This window comes from Bernardetia sp. ABR2-2B (assembly GCF_037126435.1).
In the GTDB taxonomy this organism is placed as follows: domain Bacteria; phylum Bacteroidota; class Bacteroidia; order Cytophagales; family Bernardetiaceae; genus Bernardetia.
In genome coordinates this window covers 307,841-328,872 of record NZ_CP147020.1, presented here as the reverse complement: position 1 = coordinate 328,872, position 21,032 = coordinate 307,841, and the positions used below count along the sequence as shown (strand labels likewise).

Sequence of the window (21,032 nt, the reverse complement as noted above, 5' to 3'; positions counted from 1 at the left end):
AAAAACCCAACAAAAAACCACTTTTAGAATCTATTTTCTAAAAGTGGTTTTTTGTTAAATAAATAATTAATTACTCTTTACTGATAACTGCCAAGCAAGGATAACTTTGTAATGAACAGCAGAAGTGTATTTTGTTGGCAAACCGAAACTAAAGCCAATAATGGTACAGAGATTATGAAAGAATATTTAGCATTAAAAATATAAAGCAATATATTTGTATAAATTTAAACCCTAAAACTCTTTTTATTCAATTATTCAGAATAAAAAAACATTATTTATTTTCCATTATTACAATCATGAAAAAAACAACATTGTTATTATTGTTTGTGTTTATAACATTTCAAGCTAACTCTCAATCTATAGAGGAAAAAGTAGGAAAATTATTAAAGATAGACGGTACACTCAGAAATATAGAGAACCTCATAGATAGAACAATAGAATATCAAAAAAAAACTAACCCTACAATTTCTGATGGCTTTTGGAAAAACTTGGAAGGAAAACTCAAGACAGAATCTCTTGAAGAATTTATAGATATAGTAACACCCATCTACACACAAACATATACAGAAGAACAAATAGATGCTATTATAACTATGCTTGATTCAGATGCTGGCAGACTTATAGTAGAAACACAGCCTAGTTTATTACAAGAGTTAGGTTTACCAATACAACAATGGTCGCAAAATGCAAATGCTTATATTATAAAACAAATAGAAGATAGAGACAAAAACATGTCTAGTTCTGAAGAATTAGAAGATTTTGAAAAAGATTTCAAAAGTAAATATGGTTTGCAAATACTTAACTTAGAAGATTTTTCTATAGACCAAGAACATAATATTGGCTCATTACTTGTAGATTTTGGAAAGGTAGATGGCGATGAAAATATTATTAAAATACTTCGTGTCAAAAATAACTCAGATGAAGAAATTACTTTTGAAAAACCTCTCTTTTTAATTGATGATGATATTGAGTTCTATTGGGGAAATACACCCATAGCAGTAGGAGAAACTAGAGATTTGCACATCATTTTGAATATGGAAAAAGCTGAAAATGAGAGGTATTTTTCTTTTAGTATTCGTCCTAGTCAAGGAGAGAATATTAGGATTGGTGTCAAGTATAATGCTCCTAAAAAGGAGTTACAATTTAAAACTTCATCTGAAGAATTAAACTTCAAGCAAACTAAAAAAGAATTATCCAAACCTTATATTTTTAAAATCAAAAATACAGGAAAAAAGGATTTTTATATTTCTGATATTGAAGTAAGTCAGCCTATTGCTTATCTAAATTATTCTAAAGAAGTAATCAAAACGAATGAAGAAATAGAAATTAGAGTAATTTTTTCAAAAGAGATGATTGCAAAATACGACATTGAAGAGGTTAAACTAGATTTAAAGGTTAGTCTCAATGAAGACAAAAAAGGAGATAGATTTGGATCATTTGGAGAAAAAATAGTTAGTTTTGTTATAAAATAATAATAATTTCTTGTGAAATGTAAAAACCACTTTTAGAATCTATTTTCTAAAAGTGGTTTTTTATTTTTCTGAAATTGTATTCAGTAATTAACTAGTAACTGACTTAGCAAAGTTCTTCATAAACGGCTGCCAAATGAGTTGCAATTGCTTCTGCCGAACGACCTTCAATGTGATGACGCTCTACAAAATGGATTACTTCGCCATTTTTAAAAAGTGCAATTGAAGGAGAAGAAGGAGGATAAGGAAGCGCAAGTTCACGCACTTTATCAACAGCTTCTTTATCAACACCTGCAAAAACAGTTGCTAGTTGAGTTGGTTTTTTATTTGATTTCTCTAAAGACATACGAACACCTGGACGGGCTGCACCTGCTGCACAACCACAAACCGAATTAATTACCATAAGTGTAGTTCCATCTTCTGAAAGTGTTGTTTCTACTGCTTCTGGAGTTGTTAAATCTTTAAAACCTATATTTACAAGTTCGCCTTTCATGGGCGTAGTCAAATGTTCTGGATACATAATATATTAATTGAAAATTGAGAATTATATTAAACCCTTAGGGCTTTGTTGTTCATTTTCTGGCTGTTGTTGGTCTTAGTGTAGCGACACCAACAACTCACTATTTTACTGTTTTACATAAAACCAAGCTGCAAACGAGCAGCTTCTGACATCATTTCAGCTTCATAAGGAGGGTCAAAAGTGAGTTCTACATTTACTTCGTTTACTCCTACCACAGCTTTTACTTTTTCTTCTACTTCAGCAGGAATTTGTTCTGCCGAAGGACAATTTGGAGAAGTGAGCGTCATCAAAATATGAACACTTGCATTATTCGGAACAAGCTCAACGGTATTGATTTCATAAATCAAACCTAATTCATAAATATCAACAGGAATTTCTGGGTCATAAATACTCTGAATCGCATTAATAACTCTATCTCTTGTCGATACGGTTGGCGTTGTAGTTTCTTTATTTTCCATTTTAGTGTCTTTTTATTGCTAATCGCTCGTGGGGACACGAGCAATGGATAATTTTAATTTTTATGATGATAAATCATGAACACATAAATTTATCATTTCTTGAAAGAGAAAAACCGTTGCTCGTGTCCTCACGAGCAACCTAAAGACTACACAGCTTGATAAGCAAGTGCATAAATTTTCATTTGTTTTACCATTGAAGCCAGTCCGTTCGAACGGTTCATAGACAAAAGTTGTCCCAAACCTATTTTATCAATAAAATAAAGTTCAGAAGACAGAATTTCTTTAGCTGGTTGCTCTGACAATACACGCATCAAAAGACTTACCAAACCTTTTACAAGTGTAGAATCGCTGTCTGCTATATATTTTATTTGAATTTCATTGCCTTGTTCGGACTTTTCGGCAGTAAGCCATACTTTTGACTGACACCCCTTGATTAAATTTCCGTCTTGATACTCCTCTTCTGGCAAATTTTCTAATTTTTTTCCTAATTCTATAATATAACCATATTGGTCATTTTTATTATCAAAAAGTGCAAATTCTTCTATAATCTCGTCTTGAATCTCATTAATTTTCATAACTAATACTTCTTTTTTAGTTTTTGTTATTGGTTAATTAGTTGTACCTACAAAGATAATGATTTTTCAGTTATCAGTTAGCAATAATCATTTATCAGTTATTTCATTAGACCTTTACAAATCTATTCCTCTGTTTTTTTATATCATACCATCCAAATCAACTTTTATATTTGTTGGCTGGTCAATAGGAGTTTTGGTTTTGCTCAAGAATACTTCTTCTATATCGCAAGTAGATTCATTTCCTATTTTATCAAAATTTTCTCTTAACCAACGGTCAGCAGCTGATTTTCCATATTTTTTGAGTTTTAGAAGGAAATTAATATCTGCATTAAGTTTTGTTTTCGAACTCAATTTCGCCATCAAACGCTCTGGAGCAATATTATGAATAAATAAATCTCTAAATTTTCCATCAATATTTATCCCTCGGTCTAGCATTTTTCGAACTAAGTTTATCTGACGAATATCGTGTATCAAACTAGAATTAAAGGCTATTTCATTGATTCTATCTCTAATTTCATCTACCGTTTTTGGAATATTTGGAATACGAATTGGGTTTATCTGAACAATCATAATATCAGAAGTACGAGTATTATCAATGAGGGGATAAAGAGGAGGATTTCCCATATAACCACCATCCCAATAGGCTTCTCCATCAATTTCAACAGCTTGAAAGATAAAAGGCAAACAGGCAGAAGCCAAAACAGCATCTAAGGATATATTCTCATTATCAAAAATTTTGGCTTGACTTGTTCTTACATTAGTAGCACAAATAAAGAGTTTATTATAACGAGTAACTTTTAGCTTTTCAAAATCCACCATATCAGCTAAAATATAACGCAATGGATTGATATTTAAAGGGTTAGATTGATAAGGCGAATACATCATCGTAAAAAACTCCATCATATTGTAGATAGGCGACAGTTTTAGTGTTCCGTTTCCCCATAATTTATCAAAAATACTGGGTTGCATCATTCCAAAACTTTGAAGATGAGCTATTCTTCTCCAAAAATCATTTAGGTGTTCAATAGCTCCTTGTCGTCCTCCTTTTTGCAATCCTGCTGCCGTAATGACTGCATTCATAGCTCCTGCAGAAGTTCCACAAATTCCATCAATAATAATCCTTCGGTCCTCTAAAAGGCGTTCCAAAATGCCCCATGTATAAGCTCCATGAGAACCTCCTCCTTGTAGTGCTAAATCTAATTTTTTACGTTGCATAAACTGATTTTATATTATTTAGCTGACTTTATTTTTTTAAGAAAAAGAAAATTCTACCAAAAGCACGTTTGACAAAGTTCCAAAAGAAATTAAATTGCCCAAAAATTGCACCGTAAAAAAGTAAAACTAGTTGATAAATAGGCAAAATAAGAAGAATCCAGACAGTAGTTTTGATATACCAAGGCGTTGTTTGATCAAAACCAATGATTCCGAAAAACCAACGTTTGCCATACATGACCGTAAAACCTGTTAGGGCAAAGACAATCAAGATAACAACTACCTGCCAAGCCGAATTTACTTGCCAACGAGTTTTGAGTTTTTCTATCCAATTTGAGTTTTTTTCTTCTTTATTACTCTTCATTTCTTTTTCCTCTTTTTCTGATAAGGTAAATTTACGCATAAATTCATTCAGTCCTAACAAGTAGAGCTTACAAACTGTTCTAAATCTATCTATTAAAAATTAGGCAATAAAGTATCATGCTGTCTTTGGTATTTTATCTGTATCTCAATAATGACTTACAAAATAAAAAAATCATAATCTCTTTCTACTTTTACAATTCTAGTTTTGAAGGATTGATAAAATTCTGAACGTCCTTTTTCTCTAGCTAACGTATGTTCTGATTGATATTTCCATTTCTTTATTGATTCCAAGTCTTTCCAATATGAAACAGTTATTCCAATTTCTTCTCTAGCAGATTCTACTCCTAGAAAACCTTTTTGTTCTTTTGCTAACTCTACCATACGAATCGCTGTTTTTGAATATTCTTCTTTGTCTATTTCATCATTCAAAATAGATGTGAAAATAACAGCGTAATAGGGTGTTTTTGGAGTTTGGGCTATCATAATATAAAGAATAATTACGAATATAAATTTCTAATTAGGAATTGCAAAGGCAAGAAATATGAGATTAAATTTGATAAACACAAACCTTTTCTATTAATTTTTACGTATTTTAAAGGACAAACTATACCTCTTATCACAACTTGCTTAAATTTTCTACTTATGAATATAGAAAAAACATTAGAAAAAGGAAATGAGAATGAAAAAGATGTCATTTCTTGGGATAAAATAAAAAGTTTTGATTTCAACAAACCTCTTACAGATTATGGATTTATAACTCGTTTGACTGATGAGAATAAATGGACACAAAAGTTCACTGATAAAGCCATTTTAGAATACAAAAAGTTTATGTATTTAGCTGCAACGGCTGGGATAATGGTTTCTCCTTCTGAAATTGTAGATATTGTTTGGCATCAACACCTAATTTTTACTGAATCTTATAATGAGTTTTGTAATTTATTAGGAAAGAAGATTCAACACATTCCTTCTACTCATAATAAGGCTGAATTTGAAAAATTTAAAAGTGCAAAGGATAATACGACAAAACTCTATGAAAAGCAGTTTGGCAAACAACCTAGTGATATATGGGAAAATACAACTATGTATCAACCTTTAAACTTAAAAGAATCTACTATTACCATAGAAAAAGTTGTTATCCTAGGCTCTGTCATTTCTTTGATAGTTCTGATTCCTCTACATTTTTTGATGCAGCCTATTTATAGTCAAATAAATGGTTCGGATTTCTTCTTGTTTTATATTCCATTGCTTATAATTGTTGGTATCGGTCTTACTTCTTTTAATACGTCATATCTAAAAAAGATGGTAAAAAATTGGCCAGAAGATGCTTTCATTCACGATTTATCTATTTCAGAGGTTATTTATCTCAAAAAAGGAAAAAAAAATGATGTTGTTCATAATGAAGTAAATAAACTAGTAAAAAATCGTAAGATAGAAATAAATAGTAAGTATGAGATAAAAGAAAAAAGCAAAACAAAACCTAAATCAGTAGAAGAGTTTGTAATCCTTGATACGCTTACTGCTCTTACAGCTACTTCTGATAAAGTATTTTATCCCTCACTTCTCCAAGCCCTTACAAATAAAGAAGTTTTTAGAAATACGTATCAGGCAATGGATAAATTTATGGAAATAATAAAGTCATCAAAAACTTTTATAAAGTTATTTTTGATAAATTATATTGCTATTTCTGCTATTATGATTATTGGGTTTATTCGTCTTTTTATGGGTATCTCGAATGACAGACCTATTTTCTTCATAGCTGTATTGCTAGTCATTCTTTTGATTTTTTCTATTGTTCATCTAGGTAGATTATCTAATAAAATGGCAAAAGATAGCATACCTAATTTATATAAGAATCAAATTCTTCCTAAAAAATATGGAAAGGAAATTAGTAACTCTACTACCCACGAATGGAGTTATATTTATGTTGATAGCTCCGTTTTTGATGCTTCATTTACTCCTTTGGTAAGTTATACAAATAGTAACAGCTCTTCGTATAGTAGTGATGGTGGTTCTTGTGGCTCATCTTGTGGAAGTTCTTGTGGTTCTTCTTGTGGGAGTGGTTGTGGAGGAGGTTGTGGTGGCTGTGGAGGATAGAAATCAAGTTTATTCAGAAAAACCTCTATTTCTAGCTTAAATATAAGCCAAAAATAGAGGTTTTAATAATGATTGACTACAATCAAAAATTAATTAGCTTTCAATGTAGCGTCATTGTCTAACAATTTCTCGTTATCAGCATCAGCTACCTGTACAGCAATATCAAACTTTTCTTGAAAAAGCTTTTCAAACTCTGCAATTGTCATTTCTGATGGCATATCAAACTCTCCCATTCCTGCAACAGATTCACGCTCATCTGCTACTTCCCCCAAGCGAGTTTTATCATCTGCAAAACGTGCGCCACGCCCTGCATTATTGCCTTTATAGACACGCAATGAATAACCAAAAGTTTCTTTGAACTTGTCTTTAAGCGTGTTTACAGTCATACGACCATCTACTTTGAATGTTCCCATAATTTTCTAGTTTTTTTTTAGTGTTAGTTATAAATTGATAAAAAATAGTGATAAAACCATTGAAATTCAATTTACTAAAATTATTCAACTTGTAAAATGATTACCTATTATTTTATCAAGCAACAAGCAACCTTTTGGATATTTTTTCTATCTTATTGCTTTATTCTTATCAACTCTAATTATATTATTATGAATCGCAATCAAGTTATTTTAGCATTATCCTTTATTTTTTTGGCTGTTGGCTTATTTTCCTTTACTAGTGTTTTAAATAAAACCAGTACAAAAGAAATACAAGATGAAGTTACTTATGAGTATATGCAAATAAATGTTTTGGAATCTGTTGTTTCGGGAGGCTTGGGACGCTCAAGAATGATTGTTACACGAGCTAATGGAAAAGCTGACAAGCCTATTAATATGGAAAATTATTATAGCGCAGTAGGAATTAACTTTAATAATATTTCTGAAAATGATGAAAAGGTTGTCGTGATGCTTAACATGTTAGGAAAAGAAGGTTGGGAAGTAGAAGCTGTAACAAGTGGAGGTAATCAAGTTTATTTTACGAAATATGTCTTAAAAAGAGAAAAAAAATAGATAACTAATTATTTCTTAGAGAGCTATCATTTGTCAGAATGATAGCTCTTTCTATTTATGATTTATTCTACTTGTAAAACCAATCCTTTCAAGTATTCTCCCTCTGGGTGATAAATATTTATTGGATGGTCTAAAGGCTGTGTAAGCTGATGAACAATTCTTATTTTTCGTCCTGCCTCTGCTGCTGCTGTAAAAACTAGTTTTCTAAATAAATCCTTGCTCACACTTCCCGAACACGAAAAAGTAAAGACTAAGCCACCACTCTTGACCTTTTTGAAACCTAATTCATTTAGGTTAATATAACCTCTTGAAGCCTTAGGAAGCGAACGTTTGTTTTTTGCAAAGGCTGGTGGGTCAAGAATGATAATATCGAACTGCTCTTCTTCATTCATTTCTGAATCATTTCCTAGAGATTTCAAATACTCAAAGCAATCTTGTGCTATGGCATCATGATTTTTATGCGCTCTCATCAAACTATTAAAATTAAGAGCAACATTTTGGTTTGCTTCTTCGGTAGCATCTTTCGAAATATCTACTGAAACTACATTTTTTGCCCCTCCATCAATCGCATAAACACTAAAACCACCTGTATAGCCAAAACAATTTAAGACAGATTTATCTTTTGAATACTTTTTCACAAGTTCTCTATTTTCTCTTTGGTCTATAAAAAAGCCTGTTTTTTGTCCACCAACAACATCTACTTTGAATTTCAGATTATTTTCCAAAATCTGAACTGGCATTAATGGAATATCTTTTTCTGTCTGTCCTTCTTCTAATTGCCAACCCTGTTTTATTTTACTTTTTTCATCTCCAAAACCCTCAATATTTCGTGTACTTTCTTTAATATGAAGATAAATATGTTCAATTCCGATGGCACGTATTCCACTAAAAATATGCTTTGCAATACGTTCTGTTCCCTTTATTAGAAGCTGAACCGAAGCTACATTTTCATAAACATCTACAATAACACCAGAAAAAAAATCGCCTTCTGCGTGTAAAAGTCGGTAAGCATTGGTAGAAGAACTTAATAAATAATCTTTACGCAGACTATAAGCATTTTTGATTTTTTGATGGAAATAGGCTTCATCAGCTACAAACTCTTTTTCTTTATCGTGAAAACGTGTAAACTCAAAAATACGACAGGTAATTTGGCTATTAGTGTCAAAAAAACCATATCCCAAAATACGTCCTCCTGCATCTTGAACAGCTATAATTTCACCATTTTCTACTTTTGGCATTTTATGAACTGCGCCTGAAAATATCCAAGGGTGCTGATTCAGAATTGATTTTTCTCTGCCTTTTTTGAGTAGTAGTATTGGGTAAGAAGTCATTTTTATGATGTTGATACAGTTTTATGATATTGAATTGTAGCTTCAAAGATACTATTATTTTTTAATGAAATCTTTTGAAAATCCTGCTCCAATAAAAAACAATAAAAAGACTAAAAAAAATCATAAAAAATTATGCATGCATAACAAATTTTATTTATCTTTGTTTATACACAATGAATTCAAATATACGAAAAAAGTAATTTTGAATAAAACAAACTCCAAAAAATCAGCTAAAATAATCATATATAAAAATGAATACAGGTAAAACACACAGAACTGACAAAAAAAATTCTTCTCTTGATGACTCTTTAGATAAATCACTACGAAAAAAAAGACGTTCTGTCGATTTTGCCATAAAAGCATCTTGGTTATCCATTGCCAAAATGTATAATATGATAGGAACAGAACACGGAATTACGCACTCAACAGGATTTGTTTTGCTAAATATTGACCAAGAAAATGGATCTCCTGCTACCAAAATAGCTCCACTTATGGGAATGGAAGCACGTTCATTGACAAGAATATTAAAATCAATGGAAGAAGAAGGATTGATTGTACGCAAGAATGATAATGAAGACCGTCGTAAGGTAATGATTTGTTTGACTGATGAAGGAAAATTGAGAAGAGAAGCTGCCAGACAATCTGTAAAGACATTTAATATGCAAATTTTTGATAAAATTTCCCCAGAAAAAATGGAAAGTTTCTTTGAAGTAATAGAACATATCAATAGAACTGCTGAAAGAAATTTATCTCAAAAAAATGATTTTGAGAAAGATGTTCGTGCAAAAGTAGAAGAAGCTCAAAAAAACAATTTTCAAAAATAAAGTTTTAATTTTTTAGACTAAAAAAACCAAAATTTGATTTATCTCTTTTTTATTGAAAAGTAAAAAGGAGTTTTTTTATTTTTAAGGCTTATTTTTACTAAAAATTATTCTAATGAAAATACACAGAACCTCCCTTCTTTTACTTCTAATTCTTTTCACTTTTGATTCGTGCAGCAGAAAAAATCATTCTTATAGAATAAACAAAAATTCAGAATTCAAATATGAATATGTTTTTTCATTTGACTATAAAGATGATACAAGTAGAGTGAAAATAGAAAAAAGAGAAGCAGTAAAAAGTAAAATAAGTGGTGTTGTTTCTGATAAGAATGGAATTATACCCCCTTTTAATATTATATTGATAGGTATTGAGAATCACTTTAGAAAAACTACAGAAGTATATTGGGAAGGAAAGTTTGACTATGAAATTCCAGAAGGAAAATATAACATGCAGATTTCAAATGTCAATGCAGAGCCTTTTGAATACAAGTTTGAAGTAGAAAAAAATACAGAACTCAATTTTGATATTTACCTCAAATCAAGACAATTACCAACAATTTATCAAATCAACTCTAAACAACCTCTTTCTAACAACAAAGTCAAGAAAATAAAAAACTGTATTAAAGAAAGTAGAAAAGAACCTTGTTGGAAAAAAGACAAATATACTATTTCTATACAAATTTAGTTGAATCAACAAAAATAGTAAACATAAACCGATAGAAAAAAGTTGTAGGTACAATAATTGAGAAATCAATTAACAATTACCAAAATAATAATTTATATTTTTAACTGACAATGAAAATTGAAGAGGCATTAAAGACAAGTAAATTCAAATCTGACCAGCATAGAGCAATGTTAAATATTATGTTTACGGCAAGTTGGTTGCGTGGAAAGGTAGTAAGTAAGCTCAAATGTTATGGAATTTCTCAAGAGCAATATAATGTGCTTCGCATTTTACGTGGTTCGCACCCCCAGCCATTGTGTGTGAAAGATATTACTGATAGAATGATTGATAAAAATTCGAATACCACACGAATTATGGACAAGCTAATTACAAAAAAATATATCAATAAATGGCGCAGTCAGGAAGATAGAAGAGAAGTAAATATTTCAATCTCAGAAATAGGTTTAGAACTTTTAAAAGAAATAGATAAGGAAGAGTCTATTGACAGACCGAATTATCTCAACCTTTCTGATGCAGAAGCAGGATTGTTGAGCGCACTTTTGGATAAACTCCGAGAAGAGCCTACAATTACCAGTGAATGAAATAAAATTATAAATCAGAATTGAATGAAATGCAATACAAATTGTTCGTTTATTAATAAATGAAGTCGTATTTTTGCAAATCATATTTATTGAAGTGGTACTTCTAAATTATTACTTTATATTTTCGTATTTACTTCTAAAATCTAACTTCTAAATTCTTACTTTGTATATGAATAAAGAAAACTGTTTCGAACTCGGTTCACTTATCAAACCTCACGGACTCAAAGGCGATATTCAAGCCTTTTGGGATACAGATAATATTAATTTGTATCTTGATATTGAATCTATTTTGGTAGAGCAAAAAGGACAATTAGTTCCATTTTTTGTAGAGAATTTGCGTCCACAGGTCGGACAAAAAGTAATCTTGAAGCTAGAAGGAGTAGATACAATAGAACAAGCAGAGGAGTTTAGAAAGATGAAATTATTTTTACCTGATGAGTTTGTTCCAAGCCTAGAAGAAGATGAGTTTTTCTATCATGAAATTATAGGCTTCTTGGTTTCTGATATGGAAACAGGTGAAATTGGAAAAATAGAAACAATTTATAACCTGCCTCAAAATGATTTGTTAGTCATAAATCATAAAGAAAAAGAAGTTTTAATTCCTCTCAAAAAAGAATTAATAAAAGAGTTTGATAGAGAAAATAAATCAATTCTGATGCAACTTCCAGAAGGTTTGTTAGATGTTTATTTGAGTGAGGACAATGACAAAGAGGAACTAAATAATGGAAATTAGGAAATAGATGTGAAAACTACTAAGGAAAAAATTATGAAAGAAAACTACTCTAAAAAAATAAATTCTCACAATCTGTATTTTCTATTCTTCTGCATTACGTTTCTATTTACGAATTGTCAAAGTCAGAAACCTACTTCCAATAAAAAAGAAGAACAACCTTTTACACTTCGTTTTATTGGAGAAAAAACTGTTCCGTTTGAAGAAACTCTTGGAGAAGGCAATGAAAAAATGACAGTTGGAGGGCTTTCAGGAATTGATTATGACAAAGAAAACAATTTATATTATCTACTTTCTGATGATTTGTTTGATGAGAATGGTCGTTTGCGTTTTTATACAGCAAAAATAGATTATACAAAAGATGAATTTGAAAAATTTAAAATCCTTTCTCAAAACTTTTTAAAACAAGAAGACGGAAAATTGTATCCTACCAAAAGTGAAGGAATGAAAACAGCTGACCCAGAAAGTATCCGTCTTTCTAGTAAATCAAATACGCTCTTTTGGACTAGCGAGGGTGATAGAAATAGAAATATAATTCCATTTATTGCAGAAATTGATACAAATGGAAATCAAATCAGAAAGATAACTCTACCTAAAAATTTAATTGATACAAGTAAAAATAAAGGTTGGTATCATAATGCAGCTATTGAAGCTCTTGCCTTCTCTGAAAATCAAGAAAAAATTTGGTTTCTTTCCGAAACACCATTACAGCAAGATGGAGAAATGACAAAAAAAACAGAAGGTGTTTTTCCTATTCGTTTGACGTGTTTGGATATAGAAAGCTCAGAAATTGAAAAAGAATTTGTTTATTTAGCCGAACCTGTGGCAAAAGAACCTATTCCAAATACTGCTTTCGGAATAAATGGCATAGTAGAAATTTTGGAGTGGAAAACAGAAAAAAATAATATACAGTTTTTAGTTTTAGAACGTTCATACTCGCAAGGTCATAAAGCAGGTTCGAATGTGGTAAAATTATTTTTAGCCGAAACTCAAAATGCCACAGATTCTAAAAATATTGAAAGTCTAAAAAAGCTAGTTCCAAATAAAGATTATATTCCCCTTAAAAAAACATTAATAGCCAATTTATCAGAACAAAACCTTGGTTATATTGATAATATTGAAGGAATGTCTTTTGGTCAAACACTTAAAAATGGCAACAAAACAATTATTTTTGTATCGGATAATAATTTTCAAGCCATCCAGAAAACGCAATTTCTAGTCTTTGAGATTATGGAATAATAAGAAATAATTATTTCTAAAAAGCATAACCAATTCCAAAGGCAGGTTTCCATTTCGTAACCTGATAATAGATAGGAATACTTATCACAAGATGCCTTTTGATGTAAAGCTGAAAACCCGCACCAAGTGTAGGAGAAACTAATGACTTGCCTTCTTCTTCTTTAAACTTCAAAGATGGAAACATATTTATACTCACTCCAAAGTTTTCTCTTATACCTAAACGAACACCTGGTCCTCCGAAATTGGTATAAAAAGCCTCTCCATCTGTCGTAATAGCAATTTGTCCTTTCCAGTTGGTAGCTCGTATTTTGGGTTTTTCTTCGTTCTGTAAAGTTTCCACTTCAGCTATCAAAACTTCTGTGCTGTCAGTTTGTGCAAAGATTGATAAGTAGGAAACAAAAAATATAATACAGGTCAGTAAGGTTAATTTCATGTTTTTTTATTTATAAATAATAATTTTGCTAAAGATAATCATTAAAAAGCAATCAGTTTCCAAACCTCTATATCTTCTGTTTTCCAAACTGATTGCCATTCTATAAGTCTATTTTGATGTTCACTAAAATAAATCTTGAGCATATCTGTTTGATACTTTCTTGTTTCTTTGGGAAGAATAAAATAAATATTTGAAGCAGAAAAATCTATATTTTGTATTTTTTGAATTGGAACGACCAAGTTATTTTGGAGTTGTTCTTTTTCAAACTGGGAAGTAACGGAAGTAGAAAAAGGAAGAGAGGTTTTGTTATTCAGATTTACATTCCAATCAACGTATATTTTTTTGTCAGAAAAGTAACTTTTATAAATATTTTCCAGCACAGCTTTTGTTTCTACGTAATTTTCACGAGTATGTAAACTCTCTGAAATATAGACAGCCAAACTTCCACTAAGCTCAATGATAACTAGAATAATAATTCCTGCAAAAATAATTTTTTGATGGATTTTGAAAGAAATTACGTCTTTAAATTTATTTGTGCCAATCAATGGTAAAAGTCCTCCGTAAGCACATAAAGCGAGTAAAAAGCCATTCTCTGTATCCAAACTCATATATTCTGTCCACGCCCAAATCAGAAAAACAACAATCCAATACGTAATTAGGCGATAGCGAGAAAGATTATAATTACTTAAAAATAAAAACCAAAACACAAGCAGAGCCAACTGTAAAATAACATATCGAAATTCTAAAATTGGATTGCCCTCAACAGGAAAAACAGAATCATAATGTAATAAAAATTCAGTAATTTCTTGAGTAGCTTCTTCTGAAAAATATTGATTATTTTTTTCTATATCAAACCCATTAAATCCACTTAGCCATAAGCGAAAATCATTTTTTGACCAACTTACTTCTATCAGATGTTCGTCTAAAAGCCACTCTGGTACATTTTCTTCAATTTTTTCTTCTGAAAAATGAATATATTGTTGTCTGTTATTATTAACTTCACTCTGAACCAAATCCCAAACTAAGGCCAATAAAACAAGGGAAACCAAAATAACAATTTGAGGAAGTTGATTCTTTAGATTTTCCTTCTTCAAGTACCAAAGCGAAAACGGAATACTGGCTGTCATTGCCCATCCAAAACCTTTTAGCGACCAAAAAAGACCAATAAAACATAAAAGTGTTCCCAAAAGACTATTTATATAAAAAGCCGTATTTTTTTTGACATTAATAATCAAAAGGCTTATACCTGAAAGCGCACAAATTGTCGCCACAACGTGTCTATCCAACCACAAAAGTATTGGAATAAAAGCAACGAAAAAGACTAAAATATAAAGAATGAGAACTCTGATCTGTTGATTTGAATCAGAAAGAGAAGCTATAAGTTGAGCAAATACAGCCGAAAAACTAAACCCTAAGCTAACTACCAAAAACCAAGAAAAAAATGAAAAATTGAAGACTTTAGTTTGATTTGAAATAGTATTCAGAAAATCTAATGTAGTTTCGCTATATGAAGCCCAAAAAACAGAATATACAAGTAATAATAAAATGCTATGCAAAAGCAAACTAAAAACCCAAATTAAGAAAGGATTTTTGAAAAGTGTAGAAGTCGTAGAAGTTGTAGAAGTCTTAGTATTTTTCAAACTCTTGGTTTTTACTCAAAAAATCTTTAGTAGTTAAGCATCAAAAATACAGAAAAAAATGATGTAGGCGTACTTTTTTCAAAATTGTTTTATGATTCGTTTGTGTGAGTAAGTTGATATTTTTTTTTAAATAAAAAAGATGAGATATTGTATTCATACTCATTTAGAAAAAATTATAGACTATGAATTTACAAAAAAACAAAGAAAATGCAATTGCTTTCTATAAAACAGCTTATGAAGGAAACCCTAAAGAGGCTGTAGAAAAATATATTGGTAATCAGTATATTCAACACAACCCAGATGTAGCTGACGGGTTGCAAGGATTTATTAATTACTTTGACAAAATGCAGAAAGAATATCCAAATAAATCTATTGAATTTGTTAGAGCTATTGCAGAGGGAGATTTAGTAGCCTTGCATACGCATCAAACGTGGCAAGAACAAGGTATTAAAAACGAATATGTAACTATGGATTTTTTTAGATTTGATAAAAACGGCAAGATATGTGAACACTGGGACACTATTCAAATAATCCCTAAAGAATCGGCTAATGCAAATACGATGTACTAGAACAAAAAAAGCTACCTTCAATGCAGTTTTATTTTGAAGGTAGTCTTTTGTGTAATTATCTCGTAAAATAAAAAACTAAACTATTTCTTATTTTTTTCTATACTGTACCCATATTTACCATAAGCTTCTGTACGCTGTGTGGGGTCACTATGTGCAAAATCTAGCATTCCAAAGCCATAATCAGTATATTCTCCTAAGCCACAATTACAAATAAAATTCTGAACCTGTGGGTGTGCGTAAAGCACAAAAGGAAATGTGTAGCCTCTTACTTCTACTTCGCTTCCTTGTCCGTCAAGTGGATAAATACGAGCAAATTTCTTTTCCTCTTTTTGTATTTTTTCTAAATAACGACGGTCAGGAACAAGTTGAAATTTATAAAACTCTGCCATCTCAACATCAGTATAATGTCCAGACTCTTCCATACGGGTAAGTGTAGAATCATACAGAAGGTCAGAAAATTTGTCCATACTTGGTACAATAAATTCTTTTGTATCTCTATGAAAACGAGGACTAGAAACTACTAATGGAGAAATACAAATATACTTTGTCATCTCTCGTTGCTCTGGCATAAGCTCTTGTTCTACAGTTTCAGGAACTAATTCTAGCTCTCCTATTTGTATTTTTTCTCTACTAAAAAGACTATCCAAAAGCTCATCTATTACCTCAGTACGAAGCGCAGAAAGAACCAATGTAACTTTTCGTGAGCAGTAATGTAAGCCTTTTCGGCTTACTCGTGTTTGACCTTTAAGTCCAGAAAAATTATAGAATAAATTATCATCTACTCCAAAAGAAGTATCTGTAAGTAAGTCTTTAATAAATCCTGAAAAAAGGTGTTGATGATAGAAGGGCAAAACTGCACCTCTATTACGCAAATCAAATATTATTCGAACTCTCAAAATCCAACAGTTTAAAAAATGGTTGAAATAAAAATAAATAAGTAACTATTAAGTAAGTCTAATTGGGAACGCTATGTAGCCCTTTTTGTTTAAAGAAAAAATAGATTTGAGTCTATGATTTTAGAATAATTCTTTATTCAAAAAATAAAACTATAAAAAATACAATTTTAAGAGATTATTTTCATAAAGCAATCTCTATTTTGCTTAACCTAGCATTTCTTGAAACTTCGTCCACGCTGAATCAATTAGTTTTTCTGTCATCTGCTGTGAATAATAAGAACCCGAAATTGGGTCTACATTTTTATCTATAAAAGATTCTTCACGAAGCATAATCGAAACATTACGAGCAATACGAGCTGCCCAAGCTTTGGTATTTTCAGAGCTTTCAGCTTGATGTGATACTACTGTTAGTACATTTGTTCCACCCAAAATACAAGAAAATGCTTGTGTTGTATTTCGGATTAAGTTCCAGTTCTCATCTGTTAAGCTTTTTTCGTCTGTTCCTCTTGAAGTCATTGAATGAATGTAGGGATTATAGCTTACTTCATACAAATCGTATATTTGAATCAAAAGCCAACGCAAAGCACGAATCTTTGAGACAGTAACAAAAAAGCTATCAGTTGCTTGAATGATAAATTCAATGTTTTGAAGAATAGATTTATTTGAATTATCCACTAATGTTTTTATCTTAAAAAGAGTATCTGCAATTGCTTGAGCATCATCTTTTCCATTTTCTACATAGAGAGAAATAGGGTGAAATCTACATTTTATATCTGTATCCAAAATAAACGCTAATGTCTCTTTAGAAAGCTCTACATTTTTGTTATGAAGAATACCACCTGTAAGTAGTGTTACATCAAATCCTCTATCACGAGCATAATCTGTATATTTTTTAGAAAAATCTCGTAAAGAAACATCTTCTTTTATATCTATCTGAAAACTAATAGCACAATAAGGCAAAGCTACTTCAAAAAGCAAATACTCAAAACTCTTTTCATCAAAATCATTAATTGCGATACTTTGTAAATCAAAAATAACTCCTTCTGCTCCACTCATCAAAATCCTACGGGTTTCCTTATTTGCTTTTTCTAGTTCTTCTTTTTCTAAAGAGTCTATTCTTACAAAAGGCTGGTTATACCAAAAACGAGGCACAGAAACAGGGTCGTTTAAAGCAATTTGATTATTTTGAAGAATCTGTAAATGAGAGAAATCAGAGTTATCTTTTTCATCTTTTGTATAATAAGGCTCGACAGAAATTCCTTCAGAAAACTCCCAATCTAATTCTTGATAGGGCTTTCCTTTCAAAAATTTGGTAGCAGTCTCAAGCCACTGCTTTTTCAATGAACCTGACTTTGCTTTATTACTTTGACTTTCAAAATTATCTGTAAACATAATTAATGATTAACTTTTCAATGATTAGTGATTAATGAATACAAAATATTCAATTCCATACTACTAGACATTTTTACTAACTTGCTATGTAGGTCAGTCTCGTAGAGCAGACCGTTTGTAGTTATTTTAGTCTCAGTAGATGGTCTGCCCTTTGGGACTGACCTATTAATTTGACTCTACAAACCGCTTCAAATCTTTATTCATTACTTCAAATCCTTTTCCTATAAGCGTAGGCAACATAAATTTGATAAAAGGAATAATAAAACCTTCATATTCTTCTCTATGAATAAAAAGAACCTCATTTTCAGACTTCTCTTCTATTTCGAAAATATGTGTCGGTGCGAAAAGCCAACTCGCTACCATATACCCATTCCAAGCAAGTGTTTGATTAGGAATATTGCGACAGATTGTACCATCAAATGTAACTGGCAAACCAGCAGGAGGGTACATTTTAGCTTTTATTTTTCCACCCAACTCAGAGTTTCCAGTTATCTTTCTGATAAACATATTCCAAGAGGGGTAGCTTCCAAAATCTAAAAGTGTATTCCAAACTTTTTCTTTAGAAGCCTGTATCGTGATTTGAGTATAAACTTGTGGGCGTTTTTCTGACATTTGATTTGTTATAATTATTCTTGAGTTTGGCTTACAAGTTGTAAAATTGATTCAAAAATTATTCTTCCATCTGTGTTTCCCAAAATATCATCAGCTGCACGTTCTGGGTGAGGCATCATTCCAAAGACATTTCTTTCTTTATTACAAATTGCAGCAATATTCATTGATGAGCCATTTGGGCAACTATCTTCTGTAACTCTAGCATCAGCATTGCAATAACGAAATAAAATTTGGTCGTTAGCAATCAGATTATTCAAATCAGCATCAGAAGCATAATAACGCCCTTCTGCATGAGCAATCGGAATTTTATATGCTTTTGCTGGGTCTGTGTTTTGGGTAATCAAACTATTTTGAGAAGTAGCTTGAAGAAATACGTTTTTACAAGTAAACTTTTGGTTATTATTACGAAGCAATGCCCCATCTAATAAATGAGCTTCTGTCAGAATCTGAAAGCCATTACAAATTCCTAAAACATATCCACCATTTTCTGCGTGTTTTATCACTTCATTCATAATAGGAGAAAAACGAGCAATCGCACCCGAACGCAAATAATCTCCGTACGAAAATCCACCTGGAACAACTATAAAATCACAACCTTCAAGGTCGGTACTTTTATGCCAAAGTTTGACAGTTTCTTGTTTGAAAGTATCTTTAAGAACAGAATATACATCGTGATCGCAATTAGAACCTGGAAAAACAATAACTCCGAATTTCATAGAAAAAATGGGTAAGTGGATAAAATGATGTGATTTTATTTTGCTAGTATCTTTGTTGGTGTCATTATAGTAAAACATCAACAAAGTCTATTTCATTTTTATTAAACAACTTTTACAAAAATACATATTTTATCAAGGATTGCCAATGTGTTTTTATTCTTTCGAAAAAGAAAAGGAATTTGATAGCTCAAACTCCTGTATTTTAATGTTTTAAACGATAAGTACGTTATATTTAATTTTCTAATTGCTCAATAATTTGATAAATCGCTTTTTGGGTATTTAAGTCTGTAAAAAACTCTAAAATATAATTTTTATCTTCTGGAGCTATTAAAATCGCATTTTCAAGAGCCATAACGGCAGCTTTATATTTCCCTCCTCCCATCAAATAAGCAACATAACGGTATAAAAGTTCAGCAGAATCTGGAATAATCTCTAGTGCTTCTTCTGCAATTGCAATAGCTTTATCAAACCAATCTTCTTTGTAATACACATGCGACCATGAGAGCCAAACATCTACGTTTTCACTCATTATACGTGATGCATTATCGTAGGCTTCCATACACGAAATCATATTTCCAAGTTGATATTCACAACGAGCTTTTCCAAACCATGCACTTCCGATATTTTTGTTTTTTCGGAGTGATTTTTGATAAAAATGAACAGCTTCTTTCCAGCGTTCTTGCTCTTCCATACATTCAGCTACACCAAAAGCAGCCATTTCATACTCTTGGTCAAAATCTAATGCTTTTCTATAAAAATTAAGTGCTTCTGCAAACTTATCTAATTTTTGATAAGCTGCTCCAATGTGCGTATAAAGCTCGGCTGTTGGACGTTCTAGTTTTGAAGTTTGGATAAAACAATCTAATGCTTCCTCATATTGCCCCAAATTCATGTGGCAATTTCCTTTATTAAAAAAGGCAGAAGAAAACCCTTCTTCAATAATTGAAGCATAATCATAGGACACGATAGCATCTCTAAAAAGCGACAAACGAGTTTGAATAAGAGCCAAATTATACCATGCTTCGGCAGAATAAGGGTCGTTATCAATAAACTGTTTGTAGAAAACAATGCTTCCCTCCAAGTCATCTAATTCATCATAACAAAAAGCAAGTTCGTATAATGCTTCTTTATGTCCTTTATTTTGAATTAATGTTTCTTTATAATATTTAATAGCTGTTTTGAGGTCGTTTTTGGCTTGGTAGCAACTTCCTATTTGATACAAAACTTCATCTTTTTCTTTTTCATCTGTAAGAGGCAAGACTTTTTTATAGATTTTAGCAGCTTCATCAAACTTAAAACACTCTTGAAAAATCCACGCTTTTGTTAGTTGGACTTCAATTTCGGTGGGTTGTAGTGCTTCTGCTTCTTCGATAGTAGATTTTGCCTTATCAAAATCGTTATTAATAATATGCGCTCTAGCTTCTTCGACTATAAAATTAACCGAAAAAGGATGTTGAGAACGTGCAATATCACAGACTGAAAATAACCTTTCAATGTTTCCTGTTTTTCTATAATGTTCTAAAAGAAACTCATACGTATCAACTTCGAAGAAAAAGCTTTCTCCTTCTCTTATCAGACGTTCAAATTCTAGTATCGAAATGCTTGGTTCTTCTCTTCTTGAGTTGCTTATCATTTTTTATCAATTACGAATTAAAAATTATCAATTACGAAAATTCAACAAACGAATTACGT

The 21,032-nt window shown here is 31.1% G+C and carries 24 protein-coding genes; 9 read left to right on the top strand and 15 right to left on the bottom strand.

Annotated elements, in window-relative coordinates; translation table 11 throughout:
- Window positions 1-296: 296 nt before the first annotated feature.
- Window positions 297-1,472: a DUF1573 domain-containing protein gene (locus tag WAF17_RS01350; protein ID WP_338765303.1), complete on the top strand. Its 1,176-nt coding sequence runs from the start codon at window positions 297-299 to the stop codon at window positions 1,470-1,472.
- A gap of 103 nt (window positions 1,473-1,575) precedes the next feature.
- On the opposite strand, the gene WAF17_RS01345 is transcribed toward WAF17_RS01350, so the two are convergent.
- From WAF17_RS01345 to WAF17_RS01320, 6 genes are all read right to left on the bottom strand, one after another.
- Window positions 1,576-1,989: a BrxA/BrxB family bacilliredoxin gene (locus WAF17_RS01345; RefSeq protein ID WP_338765300.1), complete on the bottom strand. Its 414-nt coding sequence runs from the start codon at window positions 1,987-1,989 to the stop codon at window positions 1,576-1,578.
- Between the two features lie 113 nt (window positions 1,990-2,102).
- Window positions 2,103-2,447, bottom strand: a complete 345-nt coding sequence (locus tag WAF17_RS01340) for an iron-sulfur cluster assembly protein (protein WP_338765297.1) — start codon at window positions 2,445-2,447, stop codon at window positions 2,103-2,105.
- 146 nt (window positions 2,448-2,593) lie between these two features.
- Window positions 2,594-3,022 carry a SufE family protein gene (locus WAF17_RS01335; RefSeq protein WP_338765294.1) on the bottom strand — a complete coding sequence of 143 codons (429 nt, stop codon included), beginning with the start codon at window positions 3,020-3,022 and terminating at the stop codon, window positions 2,594-2,596.
- A 138-nt stretch (window positions 3,023-3,160) separates the two neighbouring features.
- Window positions 3,161-4,237 (bottom strand): patatin-like phospholipase family protein, encoded by a 1,077-nt coding sequence (locus tag WAF17_RS01330; RefSeq protein ID WP_338765291.1) that lies wholly within the window; start codon window positions 4,235-4,237, stop codon window positions 3,161-3,163.
- A 28-nt stretch (window positions 4,238-4,265) separates the two neighbouring features.
- Window positions 4,266-4,637 carry a DUF6787 family protein gene (locus tag WAF17_RS01325; protein ID WP_338765288.1) on the bottom strand — a complete coding sequence of 124 codons (372 nt, stop codon included), beginning with the start codon at window positions 4,635-4,637 and terminating at the stop codon, window positions 4,266-4,268.
- A 116-nt stretch (window positions 4,638-4,753) separates the two neighbouring features.
- Window positions 4,754-5,080: an antibiotic biosynthesis monooxygenase gene (locus WAF17_RS01320; protein WP_338765285.1), complete on the bottom strand. Its 327-nt coding sequence runs from the start codon at window positions 5,078-5,080 to the stop codon at window positions 4,754-4,756.
- Between the two features lie 159 nt (window positions 5,081-5,239).
- Here WAF17_RS01320 and WAF17_RS01315 point away from each other — a divergent pair, with 159 nt between their 5' ends.
- The gene (locus tag WAF17_RS01315; RefSeq protein ID WP_338765282.1) at window positions 5,240-6,691 is read left to right on the top strand and encodes a hypothetical protein; all 1,452 of its coding nucleotides are present in this window, start codon (window positions 5,240-5,242) and stop codon (window positions 6,689-6,691) included.
- An 89-nt stretch (window positions 6,692-6,780) separates the two neighbouring features.
- Here the strand turns inward: WAF17_RS01315 and WAF17_RS01310 are convergent, their stop codons facing one another.
- On the bottom strand, window positions 6,781-7,104 hold the full coding sequence (locus WAF17_RS01310) for a hypothetical protein (RefSeq protein ID WP_338765280.1): 324 nt from the start codon (window positions 7,102-7,104) through the stop codon (window positions 6,781-6,783).
- Between the two features lie 189 nt (window positions 7,105-7,293).
- On the opposite strand from WAF17_RS01310, the gene WAF17_RS01305 reads away from it, so the two are divergent.
- A complete protein-coding gene (locus tag WAF17_RS01305; protein WP_338765278.1) occupies window positions 7,294-7,695 on the top strand; it encodes a hypothetical protein in 402 nt (133 codons plus the stop codon).
- Between the two features lie 62 nt (window positions 7,696-7,757).
- Here WAF17_RS01305 and WAF17_RS01300 read toward each other — a convergent pair whose 3' ends face one another.
- Window positions 7,758-9,026 carry a class I SAM-dependent rRNA methyltransferase gene (locus WAF17_RS01300; protein WP_338765275.1) on the bottom strand — a complete coding sequence of 423 codons (1,269 nt, stop codon included), beginning with the start codon at window positions 9,024-9,026 and terminating at the stop codon, window positions 7,758-7,760.
- Window positions 9,027-9,277: 251 nt separating this feature from the next.
- Here WAF17_RS01300 and WAF17_RS01295 point away from each other — a divergent pair, with 251 nt between their 5' ends.
- From WAF17_RS01295 to WAF17_RS01275, 5 genes are all read left to right on the top strand, one after another.
- Window positions 9,278-9,850, top strand: a complete 573-nt coding sequence (locus tag WAF17_RS01295) for a MarR family transcriptional regulator (RefSeq protein ID WP_338765273.1) — start codon at window positions 9,278-9,280, stop codon at window positions 9,848-9,850.
- A 112-nt stretch (window positions 9,851-9,962) separates the two neighbouring features.
- Complete coding sequence (locus WAF17_RS01290; RefSeq protein ID WP_338765271.1) at window positions 9,963-10,532, top strand: hypothetical protein; 570 nt, start codon at window positions 9,963-9,965, stop codon at window positions 10,530-10,532.
- 110 nt (window positions 10,533-10,642) lie between these two features.
- On the top strand, window positions 10,643-11,113 hold the full coding sequence (locus WAF17_RS01285) for a MarR family transcriptional regulator (RefSeq protein WP_338765269.1): 471 nt from the start codon (window positions 10,643-10,645) through the stop codon (window positions 11,111-11,113).
- A 169-nt stretch (window positions 11,114-11,282) separates the two neighbouring features.
- Complete coding sequence (gene rimM / locus WAF17_RS01280) at window positions 11,283-11,846, top strand: ribosome maturation factor RimM (protein WP_338765267.1); 564 nt, start codon at window positions 11,283-11,285, stop codon at window positions 11,844-11,846.
- A gap of 33 nt (window positions 11,847-11,879) precedes the next feature.
- Entirely contained in the window at window positions 11,880-13,082 is a 1,203-nt protein-coding gene (locus WAF17_RS01275) for an esterase-like activity of phytase family protein (RefSeq protein WP_338765265.1), read from the top strand.
- 16 nt (window positions 13,083-13,098) lie between these two features.
- On the opposite strand, the gene WAF17_RS01270 is transcribed toward WAF17_RS01275, so the two are convergent.
- Both WAF17_RS01270 and WAF17_RS01265 read right to left on the bottom strand, forming a co-directional pair.
- A complete protein-coding gene (locus WAF17_RS01270; RefSeq protein WP_338765262.1) occupies window positions 13,099-13,515 on the bottom strand; it encodes a hypothetical protein in 417 nt (138 codons plus the stop codon).
- Window positions 13,516-13,556: 41 nt separating this feature from the next.
- Window positions 13,557-15,155, bottom strand: coding sequence for a hypothetical protein (locus WAF17_RS01265; RefSeq protein ID WP_338765259.1), 1,599 nt, complete (start codon window positions 15,153-15,155; stop codon window positions 13,557-13,559).
- A 182-nt stretch (window positions 15,156-15,337) separates the two neighbouring features.
- Between WAF17_RS01265 and WAF17_RS01260 the strand changes: the two genes are divergently transcribed.
- A complete protein-coding gene (locus tag WAF17_RS01260; protein WP_338765256.1) occupies window positions 15,338-15,724 on the top strand; it encodes an ester cyclase in 387 nt (128 codons plus the stop codon).
- A gap of 80 nt (window positions 15,725-15,804) precedes the next feature.
- Here WAF17_RS01260 and WAF17_RS01255 read toward each other — a convergent pair whose 3' ends face one another.
- The 5 genes from WAF17_RS01255 to WAF17_RS01235 all read right to left on the bottom strand — a co-directional run bounded on the left by WAF17_RS01255 (window position 15,805) and on the right by WAF17_RS01235 (window position 20,973).
- The gene (locus WAF17_RS01255) at window positions 15,805-16,620 is read right to left on the bottom strand and encodes a CRISPR-associated endoribonuclease Cas6 (protein WP_338765252.1); all 816 of its coding nucleotides are present in this window, start codon (window positions 16,618-16,620) and stop codon (window positions 15,805-15,807) included.
- A gap of 204 nt (window positions 16,621-16,824) precedes the next feature.
- Window positions 16,825-18,012 (bottom strand): methylmalonyl-CoA mutase family protein, encoded by a 1,188-nt coding sequence (locus tag WAF17_RS01250; RefSeq protein WP_338765250.1) that lies wholly within the window; start codon window positions 18,010-18,012, stop codon window positions 16,825-16,827.
- Between the two features lie 165 nt (window positions 18,013-18,177).
- Window positions 18,178-18,624, bottom strand: coding sequence for an SRPBCC domain-containing protein (locus tag WAF17_RS01245; RefSeq protein ID WP_338765247.1), 447 nt, complete (start codon window positions 18,622-18,624; stop codon window positions 18,178-18,180).
- Window positions 18,625-18,638: 14 nt separating this feature from the next.
- On the bottom strand, window positions 18,639-19,340 hold the full coding sequence (gene purQ / locus WAF17_RS01240) for a phosphoribosylformylglycinamidine synthase subunit PurQ (RefSeq protein WP_338765244.1): 702 nt from the start codon (window positions 19,338-19,340) through the stop codon (window positions 18,639-18,641).
- A 232-nt stretch (window positions 19,341-19,572) separates the two neighbouring features.
- Window positions 19,573-20,973 (bottom strand): tetratricopeptide repeat protein, encoded by a 1,401-nt coding sequence (locus tag WAF17_RS01235; RefSeq protein ID WP_338765242.1) that lies wholly within the window; start codon window positions 20,971-20,973, stop codon window positions 19,573-19,575.
- Window positions 20,974-21,032: the final 59 nt, after the last annotated feature.

What these genes read in the sequence shown, in the direction of transcription:
- WAF17_RS01325 (WP_338765288.1), bottom strand. Translation starts at nt 4,637, where the DNA reads ATGCGTAAATTTACCTTATCAGAAAAAGAGGAAAAAGAAATGAAGAGT.
- WAF17_RS01250 (WP_338765250.1), bottom strand. Translation starts at nt 18,012, where the DNA reads ATGTTTACAGATAATTTTGAAAGTCAAAGTAATAAAGCAAAGTCAGGT.
- WAF17_RS01310 (WP_338765280.1), bottom strand. Translation starts at nt 7,104, where the DNA reads ATGGGAACATTCAAAGTAGATGGTCGTATGACTGTAAACACGCTTAAA.
- WAF17_RS01285 (WP_338765269.1), top strand. Translation starts at nt 10,643, where the DNA reads ATGAAAATTGAAGAGGCATTAAAGACAAGTAAATTCAAATCTGACCAG.
- WAF17_RS01235 (WP_338765242.1), bottom strand. Translation starts at nt 20,973, where the DNA reads ATGATAAGCAACTCAAGAAGAGAAGAACCAAGCATTTCGATACTAGAA.
- WAF17_RS01270 (WP_338765262.1), bottom strand. Translation starts at nt 13,515, where the DNA reads ATGAAATTAACCTTACTGACCTGTATTATATTTTTTGTTTCCTACTTA.
- WAF17_RS01330 (WP_338765291.1), bottom strand. Translation starts at nt 4,237, where the DNA reads ATGCAACGTAAAAAATTAGATTTAGCACTACAAGGAGGAGGTTCTCAT.
- WAF17_RS01345 (WP_338765300.1), bottom strand. Translation starts at nt 1,989, where the DNA reads ATGTATCCAGAACATTTGACTACGCCCATGAAAGGCGAACTTGTAAAT.
- WAF17_RS01260 (WP_338765256.1), top strand. Translation starts at nt 15,338, where the DNA reads ATGAATTTACAAAAAAACAAAGAAAATGCAATTGCTTTCTATAAAACA.
- WAF17_RS01275 (WP_338765265.1), top strand. Translation starts at nt 11,880, where the DNA reads ATGAAAGAAAACTACTCTAAAAAAATAAATTCTCACAATCTGTATTTT.
- WAF17_RS01350 (WP_338765303.1), top strand. Translation starts at nt 297, where the DNA reads ATGAAAAAAACAACATTGTTATTATTGTTTGTGTTTATAACATTTCAA.
- rimM (WP_338765267.1), top strand. Translation starts at nt 11,283, where the DNA reads ATGAATAAAGAAAACTGTTTCGAACTCGGTTCACTTATCAAACCTCAC.
- purQ (WP_338765244.1), bottom strand. Translation starts at nt 19,340, where the DNA reads ATGAAATTCGGAGTTATTGTTTTTCCAGGTTCTAATTGCGATCACGAT.
- WAF17_RS01305 (WP_338765278.1), top strand. Translation starts at nt 7,294, where the DNA reads ATGAATCGCAATCAAGTTATTTTAGCATTATCCTTTATTTTTTTGGCT.
- WAF17_RS01315 (WP_338765282.1), top strand. Translation starts at nt 5,240, where the DNA reads ATGAATATAGAAAAAACATTAGAAAAAGGAAATGAGAATGAAAAAGAT.
- WAF17_RS01335 (WP_338765294.1), bottom strand. Translation starts at nt 3,022, where the DNA reads ATGAAAATTAATGAGATTCAAGACGAGATTATAGAAGAATTTGCACTT.
- WAF17_RS01245 (WP_338765247.1), bottom strand. Translation starts at nt 18,624, where the DNA reads ATGTCAGAAAAACGCCCACAAGTTTATACTCAAATCACGATACAGGCT.
- WAF17_RS01300 (WP_338765275.1), bottom strand. Translation starts at nt 9,026, where the DNA reads ATGACTTCTTACCCAATACTACTACTCAAAAAAGGCAGAGAAAAATCA.
- WAF17_RS01295 (WP_338765273.1), top strand. Translation starts at nt 9,278, where the DNA reads ATGAATACAGGTAAAACACACAGAACTGACAAAAAAAATTCTTCTCTT.
- WAF17_RS01340 (WP_338765297.1), bottom strand. Translation starts at nt 2,447, where the DNA reads ATGGAAAATAAAGAAACTACAACGCCAACCGTATCGACAAGAGATAGA.
- WAF17_RS01290 (WP_338765271.1), top strand. Translation starts at nt 9,963, where the DNA reads ATGAAAATACACAGAACCTCCCTTCTTTTACTTCTAATTCTTTTCACT.
- WAF17_RS01320 (WP_338765285.1), bottom strand. Translation starts at nt 5,080, where the DNA reads ATGATAGCCCAAACTCCAAAAACACCCTATTACGCTGTTATTTTCACA.